Annotated in this window: 16 protein-coding genes; 9 read left to right on the plus strand and 7 right to left on the minus strand. The window is 61.7% G+C overall.

The genetic code is table 11. From position 1 onward, the window contains the following. Nucleotides 1–2: 2 nt before the first annotated feature. Nucleotides 3–1070, minus strand: coding sequence for a VWA domain-containing protein (locus tag VGL22_RS11570; RefSeq protein WP_465267080.1), 1068 nt, complete (start codon nucleotides 1068–1070; stop codon nucleotides 3–5). 599 nt (nucleotides 1071–1669) lie between these two features. Between VGL22_RS11570 and VGL22_RS11575 the strand changes: the two genes are divergently transcribed. Beyond that, nucleotides 1670–2959 carry a VWA domain-containing protein gene (locus VGL22_RS11575; protein WP_465267081.1) on the plus strand — a complete coding sequence of 430 codons (1290 nt, stop codon included), beginning with the start codon at nucleotides 1670–1672 and terminating at the stop codon, nucleotides 2957–2959. Nucleotides 2960–3053: 94 nt separating this feature from the next. Here the strand turns inward: VGL22_RS11575 and VGL22_RS11580 are convergent, their stop codons facing one another. The 5 genes from VGL22_RS11580 to VGL22_RS11600 all read right to left on the minus strand — a co-directional run bounded on the left by VGL22_RS11580 (nucleotide 3054) and on the right by VGL22_RS11600 (nucleotide 6343). Next, nucleotides 3054–4283, minus strand: coding sequence for a hypothetical protein (locus tag VGL22_RS11580; protein ID WP_465267082.1), 1230 nt, complete (start codon nucleotides 4281–4283; stop codon nucleotides 3054–3056). Between the two features lie 322 nt (nucleotides 4284–4605). Further along, nucleotides 4606–4941, minus strand: coding sequence for a HigA family addiction module antitoxin (locus VGL22_RS11585; protein ID WP_465267083.1), 336 nt, complete (start codon nucleotides 4939–4941; stop codon nucleotides 4606–4608). Between the two features lie 51 nt (nucleotides 4942–4992). Continuing rightward, complete coding sequence (locus VGL22_RS11590; protein ID WP_465267084.1) at nucleotides 4993–5307, minus strand: type II toxin-antitoxin system RelE/ParE family toxin; 315 nt, start codon at nucleotides 5305–5307, stop codon at nucleotides 4993–4995. Nucleotides 5308–5463: 156 nt separating this feature from the next. Then, nucleotides 5464–5688: a twin-arginine translocase TatA/TatE family subunit gene (tatA, locus tag VGL22_RS11595; RefSeq protein WP_465267085.1), complete on the minus strand. Its 225-nt coding sequence runs from the start codon at nucleotides 5686–5688 to the stop codon at nucleotides 5464–5466. Nucleotides 5689–5902: 214 nt separating this feature from the next. Beyond that, the gene (locus tag VGL22_RS11600) at nucleotides 5903–6343 is read right to left on the minus strand and encodes a hypothetical protein (protein WP_465267086.1); all 441 of its coding nucleotides are present in this window, start codon (nucleotides 6341–6343) and stop codon (nucleotides 5903–5905) included. Nucleotides 6344–6434: 91 nt separating this feature from the next. Here VGL22_RS11600 and VGL22_RS11605 point away from each other — a divergent pair, with 91 nt between their 5' ends. The 4 genes from VGL22_RS11605 (at nucleotide 6435) to VGL22_RS11620 (ending at nucleotide 10497) form a co-directional block, all read left to right on the plus strand. After that, entirely contained in the window at nucleotides 6435–6932 is a 498-nt protein-coding gene (locus VGL22_RS11605) for a thioredoxin family protein (protein WP_465267087.1), read from the plus strand. 236 nt (nucleotides 6933–7168) lie between these two features. Then, nucleotides 7169–7711 (plus strand): DUF4142 domain-containing protein, encoded by a 543-nt coding sequence (locus tag VGL22_RS11610; RefSeq protein WP_465267088.1) that lies wholly within the window; start codon nucleotides 7169–7171, stop codon nucleotides 7709–7711. A 220-nt stretch (nucleotides 7712–7931) separates the two neighbouring features. After that, nucleotides 7932–9491, plus strand: a complete 1560-nt coding sequence (locus VGL22_RS11615) for an amidase (protein WP_465267089.1) — start codon at nucleotides 7932–7934, stop codon at nucleotides 9489–9491. Between the two features lie 160 nt (nucleotides 9492–9651). Further along, the gene (locus VGL22_RS11620) at nucleotides 9652–10497 is read left to right on the plus strand and encodes a hypothetical protein (RefSeq protein ID WP_465267090.1); all 846 of its coding nucleotides are present in this window, start codon (nucleotides 9652–9654) and stop codon (nucleotides 10495–10497) included. A gap of 272 nt (nucleotides 10498–10769) precedes the next feature. On the opposite strand, the gene VGL22_RS11625 is transcribed toward VGL22_RS11620, so the two are convergent. After that, entirely contained in the window at nucleotides 10770–11024 is a 255-nt protein-coding gene (locus tag VGL22_RS11625) for a hypothetical protein (protein ID WP_465267091.1), read from the minus strand. Nucleotides 11025–11133: 109 nt separating this feature from the next. Here VGL22_RS11625 and VGL22_RS11630 point away from each other — a divergent pair, with 109 nt between their 5' ends. The 4 genes from VGL22_RS11630 to VGL22_RS11645 all read left to right on the plus strand — a co-directional run bounded on the left by VGL22_RS11630 (nucleotide 11134) and on the right by VGL22_RS11645 (nucleotide 16673). Further along, complete coding sequence (locus VGL22_RS11630; RefSeq protein WP_465267092.1) at nucleotides 11134–12033, plus strand: PhzF family phenazine biosynthesis protein; 900 nt, start codon at nucleotides 11134–11136, stop codon at nucleotides 12031–12033. 460 nt (nucleotides 12034–12493) lie between these two features. Then, complete coding sequence (locus tag VGL22_RS11635) at nucleotides 12494–12916, plus strand: response regulator transcription factor (RefSeq protein ID WP_465267093.1); 423 nt, start codon at nucleotides 12494–12496, stop codon at nucleotides 12914–12916. A gap of 146 nt (nucleotides 12917–13062) precedes the next feature. Beyond that, on the plus strand, nucleotides 13063–15507 hold the full coding sequence (locus VGL22_RS11640) for an ABC transporter permease (protein WP_465267094.1): 2445 nt from the start codon (nucleotides 13063–13065) through the stop codon (nucleotides 15505–15507). A 131-nt stretch (nucleotides 15508–15638) separates the two neighbouring features. After that, the gene (locus VGL22_RS11645) at nucleotides 15639–16673 is read left to right on the plus strand and encodes a PIN/TRAM domain-containing protein (RefSeq protein WP_465267095.1); all 1035 of its coding nucleotides are present in this window, start codon (nucleotides 15639–15641) and stop codon (nucleotides 16671–16673) included. Nucleotides 16674–16698 lie beyond the last annotated feature (25 nt).

Genomic DNA, 16698 nt, shown 5'->3' on the forward strand with positions numbered 1-16698 from the left:
GCTTACTGCCCGGGCCGCTTCTCCGGCTCCCCGGCATTGGGGGCAAAGTAGCCCTTGCGCACCTGCACGTGCGTCCCTTCGCCGCAGCTCACCGCAACGTGGCGGAAGCTCCCGTCCATCTTGGCGTTCGTGGGGGTGTACGTCCCCACATACTGGGTCCGCAGCTCGTCCTGGATCTGCTGGAAGGCTTCCGACAGCTTCTTGGCGTTATTCCCCACATTGATCAGCCGCCCCCCCGTCTCCTCTGACAGCTTCTTGGCCGCCGAGTAGCCCGAGTAGCCCATGTTGAAGCCGCCATAAAACCCCGTATCCGCAATCAGGATCACGTAGATGATGGCGTTCGACCGCTGCGCCGCGGCAATGGATTCCTGAATCTTGGTCCGGCTGCCCTGGTCGTCGCCGTCCGTGAGGATGATCATGGCTTTGCGGCCCGTCTCCTGCGTCATCTTCTCGTTGGCCGCGAGATAGATGGCGTCGTAAAGCAGCGTCCCCTTGGTCTGCCCGATGGTGGGTACGGTGCCCCCGCCCAGCCCCGGAATGCCCGTCCCGCCGCCGCCCGCGGTATTGATCTGCGCCTTGTTCATGGCCCGCGCAAGCTGGTGGGCATTATTGGTAAAGTCCTGCAGCAGGTCCACGTCCACGTCGAAGGAAAGCAGGAACGCCTCATCCTTCTTGCGCAGCACCTGGTCCAGAAACTGCGCCCCCGCCTGCTCTTCGAGAGGCAGAACGTATTGCTGGCTCCCGGACGTATCCAGCAGGATTCCCAGCGTGAGAGGCAGGTCGTTCTCCGCGGCAAAGTTGCGCCACTTCTGCGGCTGCTTGTCTTCCTCCACCGTGCAGTTGTCCTTGTTAAGGTGGGGCACAAGCTGGCCGGAATGGTCCTTCACCGTGAAAAACAGGTCGACGAGAGTGCTCTGAATCTTGAAGGTCGCGACAGACTGGTCGTCTTCGGGCTGAGCCGGGGCATGGCTCACCGGGGGCGCATCCGGCGAGGGCGCAAGCTGGGCCCGCGCGCCGGCGCCGGCCAGAAGCACAAACAACGGAAGGGAAGCGAGACGACGGATAAGCATGTCACACCGTTAGACGCCACAAAGCGCCTTTGAGAGAGCATAGTACAGCCCACACAAAATGGCACAACTGGCAGAACGCGTTAGAACAGGGCGAAGGATGCTGGGCCAGAGGGGCAAAGGAACAGAGGGAAAAAGGGAAAGAGGGAAAAAGGGGAAAGAGGGACAAAGGGACAAAGGGGCAAAGGAACAGAGGGAAAAAGGGAAAGAGGGACAAAGGGACAAAGGGACAAAGTGGCCGCCTGCCTATTCGCCGCCTGCCGATTCGCCCCATGCTCCGCTACCCTCTCTTCACTCCGCAACCCTGTAACTCTGTAACTCTTCCCCTCTTTCCCTCCTTCCCCTCCTTCCCCTCTTTCCCTCTTTCCCTCTTTCCCTCTTTCCCTCTTTCCCTGCCCTCCCTCCCTCCAAGCAAACCTGCGCCCCCGCGGCGCGTCTGATACTCTGACGGTTGAAACGTCCTTGACAGGAAAACGCGATGGAGTACAGTCGTTCGGTACCGTCATGGGCTGTTGCGCCAGCGGGTTGTGCGGCGGTGTACGGAGGATAGAAGACCGGTGAAGTTTGGATTGCAAGCAACGGCGCTAACAGCACTTTTAGGGATGACCCTGATTCCCGCGGGAGTGGGGCAGCAGCCCCAGCAGCCCGCCCCGGCGCCGGTTCCCGATGCGCCCGCTCCGCAGGCTCCCGTGCCGCTGTCCGATGTGGCCGCAGGTCCCATCCGGCCCGGCGGAGGCGCCGGCACAGAGTCGACCAGTTCGTCCGGGACCGACAGCGAAGGCAACATTCCGCAGCAGCAGGCGCCCGCCCCCCAGGCGGTTCCTCCGGCTCAGAATGAGCAGCAGGGCCCCCCGCCCAAGATCTCTGAAGGCGCCGAAGCTCCCGCCGACCTGGGCTATCAGATCGTCACGTACACAAACTTCGTCCAGATTCCGGTCACGGTCAAGGACAACAAGGGCAAGCTGGTCCCCGGCCTCACCTGGCGCGACTTCAAGGTGTACGAGAACAACACCTTCCAGCCGCTGCGGTTCTTTACCGTATCGCCCTTTCCGCTGTCCGTTGCCTACGTGGTCGACCAGAGCCTGCCCCGCGATCAGATGGCGCAGATCAACCAGTCCCTGGGAGCCATCCAGGGCGGCCTCACGCCGTATGACGAAGTTTCCGTCTTCTCTTACTCCAACGGCGCGCACAACCAGTCCAACGGCTTCACCGGAGCGCAGAGCGCTCGGGTCCCGTTCATCCTGTCCATGACCAAGTCCTCCGGAACCGAGCAGTTGAACGCGGTCAACAGCGGTCCCCTGGCGGGCTGCCCCATCCGCGTCAACGGCAACTGCGCCGATCCAAACATTCAGCCCGGCCGCTCCACCGGGAACGACACCTTCATGACGATCCCGAAGGAGATTCACACCCTCAACGACGCCATTCTGGCGGCCGCCAAGGAGCTTTCAAACCGGCCCAAGGAACGGCGCCGGGTGATCTACGTCATGTCCGACGGCAAGGAATACGGCAGCAAGGCCAGCTACAGGGAAGTGGTGAAGTACCTGCAGACCAACAATATTCAGGTCTATGGCACGCTGGTCGGCGACGCCGCGCGCCTCGGCCTCGGCCGGCTGAGCCGCTTCCACCTGCCCTTCACCATGTATGACAACATGCTGGTGAAGTACACCCTCGCCACCGGCGGCACGCTCGACTCCGAGAACGGCGTCAACAACATCGAAAGGAGCTATGCCGAGCTGGCCACGGAAGCCCGCACCCAGTACACCCTGGGCTACTACAGCCACGAGCCTCTCATCGACAGCAAGTTCCGCAAGCTCGACGTGCGCGTCAACCGCCCCGGCCTGGAAGTCTCAGCCAAGTCCGGCTACTACCCCTCCGGCAAAGATGTGAAGTAAAGACCTGGAACAGGGAATAGCCAACAGAGAAAAGGGAGTAGATGCAAAAGCCCCGCGCACCGCGCGGGGCTTTTGCATTGCCCGACCAAGTGCCTTAATCGTGGTCCCAGTCGCCGTCGCTATCCGTCAGCGGATCCACGATCAAACCCGCCGGCCCCGCGATCGCGTGCGGCGACCCCGGCGCCGCCGCATACCCTGTCGCCGTCACCGTGAACACGTACAAGCTGCCGCCGGATTTGCTCAGGGCGAACAGGTGATTGTTGTTATCCCAGTAAATCTGGTCGATCGAGGCACTCGTCAGCAGCCCGGTATACGGAGTGATCGGGTTCGCTCCGTTGAAGTGGAAGACCTGCAGTCCGCCCGTTCCGCTCACCGCCAGCAACTGGCCGTTCCGCGACGTAGCCAGACCCGTGACGTAGCCCACCGCCGTCGAAGGCATGTTGGCCCAGGTGCTGGTGGTGGTCAGGTTTCCTCCCGGCTGCACCGTGTAAACGCCAAGCTGCGTGGCCGGGCTGTTATAGGGGTCGTTGAAGTTCGTATCCGTAAACGTCACTGCCAGATGATTGGTCGGGTCGGCTGCCGTCCACGCCCGGCAGTAGAAGTCGTTCGGATCCTTGGTTGCCGGATTCGGAGCGCTGCTTCCAGCCACGTTCAGAAGCCCCCCGGATCCGCGCATGTAGCCGGTAAACGTATCGAGCGGCCCGCCCTGGTAGTTCAGGCACTCGGAGCCGTACGCGAACTTGTCGGTTCCGGCAAAGCTCAGCGGCGAGTTGAACAGAAAGATGTCGGCACTTTTACCGAGGAAGTGCAGTTGGCCCGTCGCCCAGTTCACTGAGAAGGACTGGTAGTGGGTGTGGTCGCAAAGCCCCCCGCTGTACTGCACGCGGTAGAGCGTCGAGCCGGAGTGGTCAAGCGTGATCGCGCTCGGATAGACGCACCCAGTGGCGTCGGGGCTCTGCACATTGGCGGAGTTGACCCACTGAAGCGCCCCGCTGGATTTGATCTTGAATGAAGCCACCCAGGTGCCCGTCAGGTTTGAACCGAAGAGGTAGCTCCCGTTCACAGCCATGCTCTCCACGTTGCCTGCGTAAGGCGAACCGGCAATCGTCGTAAGCGCGCCGTTTGCGGCCGCGTTGAACTCCGCGATCTTGTTGCTCGACGCGCCCGGCGGCGTGTAAGAGACGTAAACGTGCGATACCGTGGCCGAGCCGCTGGGGACAGTTTCCGCGGCTGCACGGATCCCGCCGCAAACAAGAAAGCCTGTCAGAAGACAGGCAGTGACAAGGTGAGGAATCGGGTGAACGGCTTTAAATGTACGACTCATAGGGGCCTCCAGAGAGAAATAGATAGAAGCTGGTAAGGAGCTTGCTCTGGGGAAAGTTGTAGTTAGGGGCGCCCCAGACCGAGGTTGGGGTCTATTGAGAACGGGTCGTGCGTGCTGACAGAGTGTCTGATGCCGCGCCCGGCTGCAGAGTAGTCTCCGCCGTGCTCAATCACACGAGTGTCCGCAACCCGACAGGGCGGTGATGTGATTAGGTGACTGGAACGGAGGCGCGCCAAGGTATCCGCTGACGGTGGCGTACGACACCACGCGGATGCCTTGCGCGACTCGATCCACCCTCATCTGTAGGTGGGGAGGCGGATGCCTATAGGCAACAGACTTCGACCTCTTTATCAATTCTCTCGCCGAGTTCGATCTGTGTCTTGGACAAGTCGTACATCTGTTGCAGATTGAGCCAGAACTGCGGACTGTTCCCAAAAAACTTCGCCAGGCGCAGCGCAGTCTCCGGGGTAATCGAACGCCGCCCGTGGACGATATCGCCAATCCTCGTGGCAGGAACTCGGATCTTCATGGCAAGAGCATTCTGAGAAATGCCTAAGGGCACGAGGAACTCTTCGCGCAGCATTTCCCCGGGATGGGTTGTGGTTCTCCGGATATTCCAGCCGGCGCTGGGGCGATCATTCAGGCGAGACTCAGACATAAGGCTTGGTTCCCGTGAAAACTTACAAAGATCACTGAGGCCTCGTGAGCGTCAGTGATAGTCCACGATCTCAACGTCGTGCGCTCCGTCCGCTTTCCACTTGAAGCAGAGTCGGTACTGGTCATTGATTCGAATGCTGTGCTGCCCAATCCGGTTACCCTTTAGTGCTTCCAATCGGTTGCCGGGAGGCACGCGCAGATCACTCAGGCTTAGGGCGGCTTCCATCTGATCAAGCTTGCGGAGAGCAACTGCTACGATGGGCCGCCAGCGCTTTGATTCGCGAGTTTCGAAGAGCACTCGAACGTCATCCTCTTTGAAACTCTGAATCATTACGATGACCGTATAACGCGTCGCGTTGTATGTCAAGGGTAAGAATGTTCCAGGAGCTCGCCTGTAAAGGGGCCCCAAGGTCCGCAAGAGACGCGCCCAAACGCAAAATAAGGAAGGGCCTGTGCGCTGCACAGGCCCTTCCTTATCGTCGTTCTGAACTTGATTGCCGAGCGGCAGGCCGCCTCGGGCGGTCTACGCCTTCGGTTCCGTGGGACCGGCCGGCGGCGGGGTCACCGCGGCGCTCTGCTGCGTCGAGGCAGCAGGGGGCTGCTCGTTCCCGGTCTTCAGCCCTTCCTTGAACCCCTTCAGGCCTTCGCCCAGGCCCTTGCCAAGTTCGGGGAGCCGCTTCGCGCCAAACAGCACGAGCAACACAACTGCAATCACCAACAAGTGGGTAGGCTGAAAGAGATCACCCATGGATACATCCTCCGCAAGCCAAACTTCAGGGCTTGCTCCTTTAACATCTTTATTGTCGCACAAGGCCGGGTGGCGCGCCGTGTGAGCTACCTCACACGTGAGAAAGGCAGGGGAGTACGGAATAGCGACCAGGCAATAAGGGTCAGATTCAGACCTTAAGGTTAGGTATTACGAGCCGACGCTCAAGGCTGATCTCAAATCCCTGCTCCCTGCCTCAATTCACCTGCGCCGGCCGTCCCAGCCGCTCCGTCACCATGGCATAGAAGCTCCGCAGGTCCTCTTCTTCGCCCATCGTGAGCCGGCGATACACCTTCATCAGCGGGAATAGGCGCGAGCCGCGTACATCCACCGCCGGCACAGCCACGGTCCCTCCCGGATACTGCGTCATCTCCCACCCACCGGCGTAGCGCTGCCGGATGATCTCGCCCAGATACGCACCCCACAACCGAACCTCGTAGTCCACGTCGTGGTCCGGGCTCTCGCTCACCAGGATGAGGATCTCGTCGAGCGTCTCGATCGAGCCTGGAGTGAAATCGAGGGTGTGGCGATAGTCCTCGCGGGCCGCCTGCACGGCACCCCGCGCGTAACCCTCCATCATGGAACCAAGGTCGGGGAACGGCGTGGATTCGAGGCGCTTGCGGAGGGTCTCGCTCATGTGTCCTCAGGTGAGTATAGGACTGGCGGCCGGAGATGCAAAAACTCGCCGTTCCTTTAGACGAATACAATGAAGACTGCGGAGGTCCCCCGTGAAGTTTCCTCAATGGATTGCAGCGGCCGCACTCACCCTGCTGGCCGGCATGGCCTGGTCCTCAGCCCGCACAATATACCCCGATCCCGAACAGGCGCGAACCGACATCGCCAACGCCCTGAAGACAGCAGCGCAGGCGCACAAGCGCGTACTGCTCGACTTCGGCGGCAACTGGTGCGGCGACTGCATCGTGCTCGATATGTATATGCATAACGAGCAGAACCGGCCCATCCTCGAAGCCAACTACGTGCTGGTGCACGTGAACGTGGGCCACCTCGACACCAACCTCGACATCGCCGAAAAATACCAGGTCCCCGTAACTCACGGAGTGCCCGAGGTAGCCGTGCTGAGCGAGACCGGCAAACTCCTCTTCAGCTCGCGCACCAAGGAACTGGAACTGGCGGTGCAGCGCTCGGACACCGCGGCCGTCACCCGCTTCCTTGTCCAGTGGAAGCCCACCAAACAAGGCTGCACCATGATGTCGACCAACTGCTGAGAGACCGCGGCCGGCTAGCCCTCACGACCCTCCACGCCTTCAAACCCGCCAGGCCGCAGTTACCTTAACGCCTCATCCCGCATCCAAACTGCCGTGAAAGTCCGCACTGGAGTGTGCAATCCGGCAGCAATCCGCCTCGCGCGCATCCCGCCTACCTGCATCTCCTCCTCCTCCCGGACCCTCGCCGGCAAACACGCCTCCAACCCACACACCACTTCACATTGGAGAGAAACCAAATGACTCGCATCCTCACGTCTGTATGCTGTCTCGCCCTCGCCGTCTCCGCCTTCGGGCAGAAGAAAGCTGCCGAGATGAAAGCCGGTGGCGACCAGCAGTTCGTCGACATGGCCGCCCAGACCGACATGGTCGAAGCCAACCTCGGCCAGCTCGCAGCCACCAACGCTGACTCCCAGCAGGTCAAGGACTACGCCCAGACCCTGGTCACCGACCACACCAGCGACTTCGCGCAGCTCAAGATGGCTGCCCAGCAGGGCGGCGGGCTTAACGTGCCCACCTCCATCGACGCGGCGCACAACAAGATGATGATCGACCCCATGGGTAAGCTGAAAGGCGCCGCCTTTGACAAGAAGTACGTCCAGGAGATGGTCGCGGGCCACACCAAAGCCCTCGCCGAGTACAAGAAGCAGGCCGCCAGCGCCAAAGATCCCGCCATCAAGTCCTACGCGGAGGCTGCCATTCCCGTCCTCGAGAAGCACCTCGCCGGCGCCAAGGAACTGGCCAGCGCCAAGCCCTCCGCCAAGGAAAAGGCAGCCCGGTAGCCGCCCGCGTCCGCGTTCGAGTACGGCCACCGGACAAACTGTCATTCGCCAGTTAGCCACCGTGCCCCATCCTGTCGCCTTTTTCCTGGCGACAGGGTGGGAAACCACGGACCTCGTTCCACCCACTTTTCCCCAGCCAAAACTCGTCATCCTGACCTTGAGTGAAACCGAAGGGGAAGGACCCGCTTTCCCTCTCTCCACGCGTGTTACAACAAACTCAATGCGCCCGCATCCACGCGTCCTCCTGCTGCTCCTTCTCTCCGCATCCGCACTCATCGCGCAATCCGCCCAGCCCCCCTTTGAAGTCACCGGCGCCACCATTGCGGAAACACAGCAGGCCATCCGCGAAGGCCGCACCACCTGCCGCGCCGTCGTCGAGAGCTACCTCCGCCGCATCGCCGCTTACGACCAGAAGCCCATCGACGGTCTTCGCCTCAACGCCATCGTGGTCGTAAATCCGCATGCTCTCGATGAAGCCGACGCTTGCGACCGCAACTTCCGCTCCACGCACACCCTGCCTCCGCTGGGCGGCATCGCCGTCCTCATCAAAGACAATTACGACACCCGCGGCCTGCAGACCACGGGCGGATCCCTCGCGCTGAAAGGCTTTCTTCCCGAGCAGGACGCCACCATGGTCGCCAGGCTGCGCGCCGCCGGAGCCATCATCCTGGCCAAAACCAACATGGCCGAGTGGGCCTTCAGCCCCTACGTTACGGTCAGCTCCACGGCCGGAATCACTCGCAACCCATATGACCTCACCCGCGTCCCCGCCGGCTCCAGTGGAGGCACCGCTGCCGCCGTGGCCGCCAGCCTGGGCGCAGTCGGTCTCGGCACCGATACCGGCAACTCCATCCGCGGCCCGTCGTCACACAGCGACCTCGTCGGCATCCGCCCCACCATCGGCCTCACCAGCCGCGCCGGCATCATTCCTCTCTTTGCCCACAATGACGTCGGCGGACCCATGGCGCGCTCGGTCGCCGATGCCGCCGCCATCCTCACCGTAGTCGCCGGCACTGACCCCGCCGATCCTGTGACCCGGCTGGCTGCCCGGCATCCACCCGTCGACTACACGCAGTCTCTCGACCGCCACGGCCTGCACGGCGCCCGCATCGGCGTCTTCCGCGAGTACTTCTCCACGCCCAACACTGACCCTGAAGTGAAAGCCGTCACTGAAGCAGCTCTGAAGACCCTGCAGGCAGAAGGCGCCACGCTCGTCGATCCCTTCACCATCCCCAATGAGAAAGCTCTCGAGAAGGACCTGTGGTGCGGCGACTTTGAGGCCGACCTCAATGCCTATCTCGCCCGGCACCCCAACGCACCGTACCACGACCTCAAGTCAATAGTGGCCAGCGGCCTCTATCTGCCTTACATCGCCGATGAGATCCGCGGTTCCATTGAACCGCCCAAGGCGGACGACCGCCGCTCGCCCTGTCCCGACGTTTACCACGACGCGCCCAAGATTGCCTTCCGCGACGCCCTGACAAAGGCCATGGCCGACAATCGCCTCGACGCCATCGTCTACCCCACCTGGAGCAATCCTCCCCGCAAAGTAGGCGACATGAAGAGCCCCGCCGGCGATAACTCGCAGGTGCTCTCTCCGCAGACGGGCTTCCCGGCCATCACCGTGCCCATGGGATTCACCCACCACACGCTTCCCGCAGGATTGACGTTTCTCGGGCGCGCATTCAGCGAAGCACAACTGATCCGCTATGCCTGCGACTTCGAACAAACCGTCCACCAGCGCAAAGACCCACCCACCTTTCCTGCACTTGCCAGATAGATTCCCGCTTGGTTGCTCGCGCATTCGGTTTTGATTCGCCGCCACCGCGCAACGCCGGCAGAAGATCGGGCGAAGCAACCTGCCTTTTCTCCGCCTGCCTCTTACAGAGAGCTAGGGTTCCGGTGGAATCCGCGAGGCATAACTTATGCGAGTTAACTTAATGCGAGATATAAAAATCTACTTTGCGCTTCTTATGATGGCTGGCGTGGCCAGCGCATCTCTGCTTGCTCAACAGGCAGCACCATCCAATCCGGCTACGCTGCAAGCCAGCACCGCGGAACCTATGCCGGTCAGGTTGGAGAACCCGCGGCCCGCCGTTCATGCGGCAGCTCCTGATCGAAGCAGCACCGAGCGCGCCGTGCCGGTTCCAAGCACCGCCAACGCGCCCGAGGTGAATAACAGCGCGCTGCGTCCCGTGAAGGGCGAACTGGAAAGCAGGATTGACTCGACCAGCGCGAAACCGGGCGACCCCGTTCTGGTGAAGACAACCGGCAGCGCCACCACCGCGGATGGCGTCGTGATTCCGAGCGGATCGAAGATCCTTGGAAAAGTGGTCGATTCGCAGCCCGCGAGCAGCGGATCGCAGGGAGCGAAAGTGACGGTGCAGTTCGACCGTGCGCAGCTTGCGACAGGAAAAAGTCTTCCCATCAAGGCCGTGCTGCAATCAGTAGCTCCGGCCAATGCCGGCTCTGCTGTGGATCCGATCGGCGGCAAGGCCGCGACCGACATCTCCGACCGCGGCGCTGCAAGCAGCACGGCATCGATCGCCACTGCGGCCAGGACAGCCCCCGCAACGGGCACGGTGGTGACGCAGCAGGGCGACGTAACCGTCAAGACCACGGCGCTTCCAGGAGTCCTCATCGCGGCGAATGCCAACGGTCAGCCTTTTTCGAACGCCTCCGGAGCGCTGCTCGGAGCACAGAAGAATGTGCGCCTGGACGGCGGCACTCAAGTCGTGCTCGCCGTGGCCAATGCTGCACCCAACGGACGCAGAAACGCTCGCTGAGGGCCGTCTAACTCCTTGCGCTCGAGTTGTGCTTCTAAGTCAATCTCCGACTAAGTCAAACCTGACTACAGGGCCGATTGCTTCGGCCCTGTCTCGTTTCGAGACACATCGTTACGTTCGTCTCAAACTATTTCCCGAACCCGTAATCTGGCGCACACTCAGCCGCTTCGATACTATCGGCGGTGTCAGGCAGAACTTGAGCCCATAACTTTCCAACCTGCCTGAGAAAGCGAGTACAAGCCATGCCTCCCGAGTCCTTTTCGCATGAAGGCTTAGAAATCAGCCCTCGCTTCCGTCGCAGCATTGAAGAGCGCATCGGCCGCCTCGAACAGGGAGCTGATTTCGATGAGGCGCAAGCCAGGTTGCTCATCGATCCGGATCATATCTGCCGCCAGCGCCGCCTGGTTGCCGCGCAGCGACACGAGGCTCTGCGCATGCGCCTCTTTCTTGATCGCGCCAGCACCCGCCTTCCCAGACCGCTGATCGCCCTGGACGGCAGAACCGCTTAGCCGAACATCCGACCCCACCGGCCAACTCCACCGCGATGCCCGGCCCCGACTTCCAGCGGCAACTCCTTCCCTGCCAAAACTGAGAATCCTTTGCCTCAGCTCTTCATCCATTGGTGAGGAACTGCGCATGCCGGCCGCCCTCGAGTATTCCGTCGTCGATGTGTTCACTGAAAACGCGCTGGCAGGAAACCCCCTCGCCGTCGTGATGAACAACGCCGGCTTGAGCACGGAACAGATGCAGTCCATCGCCCGCGAGTTCAATCTCTCTGAAACCACATTCGTCGAACGCAGAGACGCGGAAACAGAACGTCGCGAGGGCGTGCGGGTGCGCATCTTCACCACTGAAGAAGAGCTTCCCTTCGCCGGCCATCCCACCCTCGGCACCGCCAGCGTCCTCAGGCTCACGGCGCCTGATACATTGCGCGGCCAGGCCATCACGCTGGCCGAAAACGTAGGCCCCATCCCCGTGAAGTTCAGCGGTGACTCCCTCCACGCCGAGATGACCCAGCGCGATCCTGAATTCGGCGCGGAGCTCGACCCCGCACAGGTAGCGCGGCTCTGCGGCTTCAACGCCGACGACCTTGACCCCCGCCACCCGCCGCAGGTCGTCTCCACCGGAACAGCCTTCGCCATCATCCTGCTGCGGTCCTCTGAGTCGCTCCGGCGGCTCAGGGTGGTGCAGGAAGAAGCGACAGCCTGGCTGCGCAGCCGCGGCGCGCGCTGGTTCTACGTCCTTGCTCCAGCGCAAGCTGATACTCCCGGCGCCGTGGAAAACTTCAGAGCAAGAATGCAGTTCAATGGAGGCGAAGATCCGGCCACGGGTTCGGCGGCCGGGTGTGCCATCAGCTACCTGGTGAGCCGCGGCCTTGTGCCCTCCGGGCAGGCAACTCTGGTACGGCAGGGGCTTGAAATCGGTCGCCCCAGCGACCTGTATCTGAGTGCACGCGCTGAAGGTGCGAGGGTCACCGATGTTCGCGTGGCCGGCAGCACTGTTCTGGTTGCAAAAGGCACCCTTTTCCTGCCGTGATGCACATGCTTTCAACAGGAATTCATATTTCGAACTTCTTTGGATTGTTGTAAGTAGATGATTTCCCTCTTCGGGGTCGAGTTTTCCACTCCTCTTTTCGCCTATATTTCCCCCTTTCCTTCCGGTTCCAGATCACCGTACTCTTGCCAAGCATTGAAGGAAATTCAACCGGCGTTCAGCCGGACTTGAACCAGGCTTCCAACGCAATCTGGTCGCGTATGAGGGCTGTTTTTGTTGCCGGGGCCTCGATTGTCAGAAGAGTGTCGTAAGGTTAGTGTGCCCGCCAGGGACGCTCACCGGACAGGCACACCCTGACGCCCGAATCCGGGTCTCGGAAGCGCAGTCTTCTGTGGCCAAGCAGGAAATACAAACATGATTCTCAAATGCCTGCAGCGGGCGGGTAGGGACTCGTGTTGTCTCTGAACGACAAATCTCGGGAACGAAGGAGTAATCAGCAGTCATGCGCCCCAAAAAAATCATTCTCTGCGTCGATGACAATGAGCAGGAGCTTTCTGTTCTGAAATTTATGCTGTCCACCAATGGATACCGCGTCGTATCGGCCAACAATGCCCAGGAGGCTATCGGGCTCTTTTCGGAGTTGGCCGTCGACCTGGTGCTGTCGGATTTTGCGATGCCGCAGATGAATGGGGATCAGCTGGTCAAGCGGCTGAAGCAGATCGCCGCGCACATTCCCATGATCCTGCTCGGTGACCCGCACAAAATGGGCGACTCGCTGCACGGCGCCGACGCCCTGCTGGCGAAAAAGAACTGCTCGCCCCAGGAACTGCTGGAGCGCATCAAGGTGATGAGCGCCCGCAAGCGCGGCCCGCGCAAAGGCAGCACCCGCTTGCTCCCTCCGCAACAGCTTGCCGTCGCATCCTAGCCACGGCCTGTTCGATTTTGAACGCCGCGTGCCGGACATGAACACAAGTGTCTTTTGCACCCTCTCCCCAACTCACTGAAAACTCAGCAACAGGGGTCCTCAACGGTTGGTCCCGCAAGTGCAACTCGGATAGCGGAGGTCCTGCCGTGTCCGGATTGCGCCAGAACTTGAAGTTTGCCGCTCGCCAACTGATCAAGAGCCCCGGTTTCACTCTGATTGCCGTGCTCATCCTGGCCCTCGGCATCGGCGCCAACACGGCCATCTTCAGCGTGGTGCACGCGGTCTTGATTGAGCCGCTACCCTATCCCCATGCCGACCGGCTGGTGCAGATCTGGCATACGCCGCCGCAGGAGCAGTTCCCGGGGATGACACAGTTTGCGGTTTCGGCCGCGAACTTCCTCGACTGGCAGCGGCAGAACACGGTCTTTGAAGGAATGGCGCTGTATGGCGGAGCCGCGTACGAGCTCACCGGCGGAGCGAAGCCGGAAACACTGAGAGCGGGCCGGGTGACGAGCGACTTCTTCAGCCTCCTTGGTGTGCAGCCGCTGCTGGGGCGCGTTTTCACCGCTGACGAAGATCAACCCGGCAAAAACCACGAGGTGATTCTCGGCTACAAGCTGTGGGAGCAGAGGTATGGGGCGGACCGCCAAGTGGTCGGCCGCACCATGAACCTTGACGGCACACCCTATGTGATCGTGGGCGTGATGGGCCCGCGGATGCTCAAGCCGGATGTCGCGCAGATGTGGGTTCCCATGGGCTTGACGCCGGAAGAGGCGGTGGTGCGCGGCGAGCATCACTTTCTCACCATCGCGAAACTCAAGCCTGGAGTGACCGTGGGCCAGGCACAGACAGAGATGAGCGCCATTTCCAGGCGGCTTGAGCGCATGTATCCCGCCGACGACAAAGGCTGGGGAGCGCAGGTGCTCTCCCTCCGCGATGACCTCGTGGGAGACGTCCGGCCGGCCCTGCTGATGATGCTCGGTGCGGTCACGTTTGTGCTGCTGATTGCCTGTGCCAATGTGGCGAATCTCCTGTTCGGCCGAGCGTTCGCGCGGCGTAAGGAAATGGCGATCCGCTCAGCGCTCGGAGCCAGCCGCCGCAACGTGACCCAGTTGCTGCTCCTGGAGTCCGTGATGGTGGCGATAACCGGAGGGGCGCTCGGACTCGTGACCGCGCACTTTGGGATCGAGTTGCTTCTGAAGTTCTTCGCCGACAAGCTCCCGCGCATGGGCGAAATCGGGCTGAGCACGCCGGTGTTGCTCTTCACCCTCGCCCTCTCCATCGTCACAGGCGTGATCTCAGGCCTGCTTCCCGCGCTGAGCATGACCCGCGGCGATGTGAATGAAGCCCTCAAGCAGGGACTGGGCCGCATGGACGCCGACTCCGGCAGCGGCTTCACTCGGTCGGCTCTGGTCACCGTGGAGGTGGCCGCGTCGCTGGTGCTGCTCATTGGGGCCGGCCTCATGGTGCGCAGCCTCTGGAAGCTGCAGACAGCCGATCCCGGGTTCGACGAAAGCAATGTGCTCACCATGAATGTGAATGTTCCGCGCAGGCAGTTCAAATCCCCCGCGGAGGAGACGCAGTTCTTCACGGCTGTTCTGGACCGGGCGAGGGCCTTGCCGGGGGTAGTCTCGGCAGCGGCCATTGACGACTTGCCGCTGAGGGGCGGCTCCAATCAGCCCGTAATGGCGGAAGGAAGGCCGGTAGTTCCGATGTCGGAGCAGCCAGAGGTATCGGTGCGGGTGGTGACGCCCGGATATTTCAAAACGATGCGCGTTCCTGTCCTCGAAGGCCGCGACATCGCCCAGAGCGACACTGCGGACGCGCAGGCCGTGGTGCTGATCAGCAAGTCCATGGCGAAACAGTTCTGGCCCCATGGGAGCGCCATCGGAAAGCGACTGAAGCTGTCGTTCTTCCCGGATAAGGAGCGCATCGTAGTCGGGGTGGTGGGCGATGTGAAGCAGCAGGGACTGGATACGGCTGCGGGTATCGCCACGCTCTACTGGCCCCTCGCGCAGGGCAGTGACTCAGCCATGGGGAGCTGGCGGCCCTTCGGGCTCAGCCTGGCGGTCCGCACAACGGGAGCGCCGCTGGGTGTCTCAAACTCGCTGAAAGCCGCGGTGGCCCAGGTCAACAGCAACATCGCGGTGGACAACGTGATCACGTTGGAAGACTTTGTGGGCGACACATTGACGCAGCACCGGTTCAACATGCAGTTGCTGACCATCTTCGGAATGCTTGCTCTGGTGATCTGCACCATCGGTATCTACAGCGTGCTGGCGTACTCGGTGCGGCGGCGCATGCGGGAGATCGGGGTGCGCCTGGCCTTGGGCGCGTCCATGCGCGACGTGGCGGGGCTCGTAGTGCTGCAGGGAATGAAGCCCACGCTCGCCGGAGTCGGCATCGGCCTCGCACTGGCCTTGGCTCTGGGGCGCGTCGCCGGCAGCCTCGTTTATGGAATCAGCGTGCGGGATACGGAAACGTTTGTAGCCGTAACGGCATTGCTGGTGGTCGTCTCCTTCGCGGCCAGCCTGGTGCCAGCCCTGCGCGCCACGCGGGTTGACCCCCTGGCCGTCCTTCGAGAGGAGTAACGGCGGCTTCTCACCCCATGGTGACATGATGCGGAGATTTCCTCCTTGACGACGCAGCGGGCAGGTGGGCATACTCCACGACTGTGCCCGAACTGGCGCATTTTCCCGAGCGCCAGCGGGAGCAGGTATATATGGACCTCATTCTTCTGCGTGTTTTGTTCGTCGTTCTCCTGACCGTTGTTTGTTACTTCCTTCACCCTTTTGGACTTACAGACTGGCAGGGAGCGCTGGCCGGCGGTGGAGCCGCGGGCGCTGTCATTGTCTTTGAGTTCCGGGTCCGCGCCCTGAGCCTGCGCCGCCTGATCGGCGCTGTTTTCGGATCGGTGCTGGGCATCTTCGGCGCGGCGCTGTTCTGCCTGGTGCTCCGCTCGGCTCCGCTCAACGAGCACACCTCCGCGGCCTTGCAGATTTTCGTGCTGCTCTTGATGACCTACATCGGCCTGCTGGTCGGCGCCAACAAAGGCGATCTGCTGAACCCCGCGGCCCTCGGCACCTTCTTCAATTCGGATCGGCCGACCAAACGCTCTTCCAAAGTACTGGATACCAGCGTCATTATTGATGGCCGCATCGCCGATATCGCCGAAGCCGGCTTCATCGACGGCGTCATGGTGGTGCCCGAGTTCGTGCTGCGAGAGCTGCAGGTGGTAGCTGACTCCACCGACTCCAGCAAGCGCCAGCGCGGCCGCCGCGGTCTCGACATGCTGCAGCGCATGCAGTCGAATCCAAACCTTCAGGTGCAGATCGTGTCGGAGGATTTCCCCACCATCCGCGAAGTCGATCTCAAGCTGCTGGAACTGGCCAAGAAGTGGGAAGCCAAAGTCGTTACCAACGACTTCAACCTGAACAAGGTCGCCCATCTCCACCACGTTGAAGTGCTGAACATCAACGACCTGGCCAACGCCCTCAAGCCCGTGGTCCTGCCGGGAGAGCGCATGACCGTGCTGATCCTGAAAGAAGGCAAAGAATACAACCAGGGCGTCGGGTACCTCGATGACGGCACCATGGTGGTGGTGGATCATGCCCGCAAAATGATCGGCCGCACCGTGGACATCTCCGTGACCAGCGTTCTGCAGACCGCCAGCGGCAAAATGATCTTCGGCAAAATGGATGAGACCCCGCGTAACGGCGACGCCCCGCGGCCTGCTCCGGTGGAACTCGCCCGGTAGGGCCGCTCACCAGGGTCTTCCGGTT

It is taken from the genome of Occallatibacter sp., assembly GCF_036502485.1.
Taxonomy (GTDB): domain Bacteria; phylum Acidobacteriota; class Terriglobia; order Terriglobales; family Acidobacteriaceae; genus Telmatobacter.

Excerpts from the sequence above, each read along its gene's own strand:
- VGL22_RS11575 (WP_465267081.1), top strand. The coding sequence starts at position 1,670 with ATGACCCTGATTCCCGCGGGAGTGGGGCAGCAGCCCCAGCAGCCCGCC.
- VGL22_RS11610 (WP_465267088.1), top strand. The coding sequence starts at position 7,169 with ATGACTCGCATCCTCACGTCTGTATGCTGTCTCGCCCTCGCCGTCTCC.
- VGL22_RS11635 (WP_465267093.1), top strand. The coding sequence starts at position 12,494 with ATGCGCCCCAAAAAAATCATTCTCTGCGTCGATGACAATGAGCAGGAG.
- tatA (WP_465267085.1), bottom strand. The coding sequence starts at position 5,688 with ATGGGTGATCTCTTTCAGCCTACCCACTTGTTGGTGATTGCAGTTGTG.
- VGL22_RS11620 (WP_465267090.1), top strand. The coding sequence starts at position 9,652 with ATGCGAGATATAAAAATCTACTTTGCGCTTCTTATGATGGCTGGCGTG.
- VGL22_RS11570 (WP_465267080.1), bottom strand. The coding sequence starts at position 1,070 with ATGCTTATCCGTCGTCTCGCTTCCCTTCCGTTGTTTGTGCTTCTGGCC.
- VGL22_RS11580 (WP_465267082.1), bottom strand. The coding sequence starts at position 4,283 with ATGAGTCGTACATTTAAAGCCGTTCACCCGATTCCTCACCTTGTCACT.
- VGL22_RS11615 (WP_465267089.1), top strand. The coding sequence starts at position 7,932 with ATGCGCCCGCATCCACGCGTCCTCCTGCTGCTCCTTCTCTCCGCATCC.
- VGL22_RS11600 (WP_465267086.1), bottom strand. The coding sequence starts at position 6,343 with ATGAGCGAGACCCTCCGCAAGCGCCTCGAATCCACGCCGTTCCCCGAC.
- VGL22_RS11630 (WP_465267092.1), top strand. The coding sequence starts at position 11,134 with ATGCCGGCCGCCCTCGAGTATTCCGTCGTCGATGTGTTCACTGAAAAC.
- VGL22_RS11645 (WP_465267095.1), top strand. The coding sequence starts at position 15,639 with ATGGACCTCATTCTTCTGCGTGTTTTGTTCGTCGTTCTCCTGACCGTT.
- VGL22_RS11585 (WP_465267083.1), bottom strand. The coding sequence starts at position 4,941 with ATGTCTGAGTCTCGCCTGAATGATCGCCCCAGCGCCGGCTGGAATATC.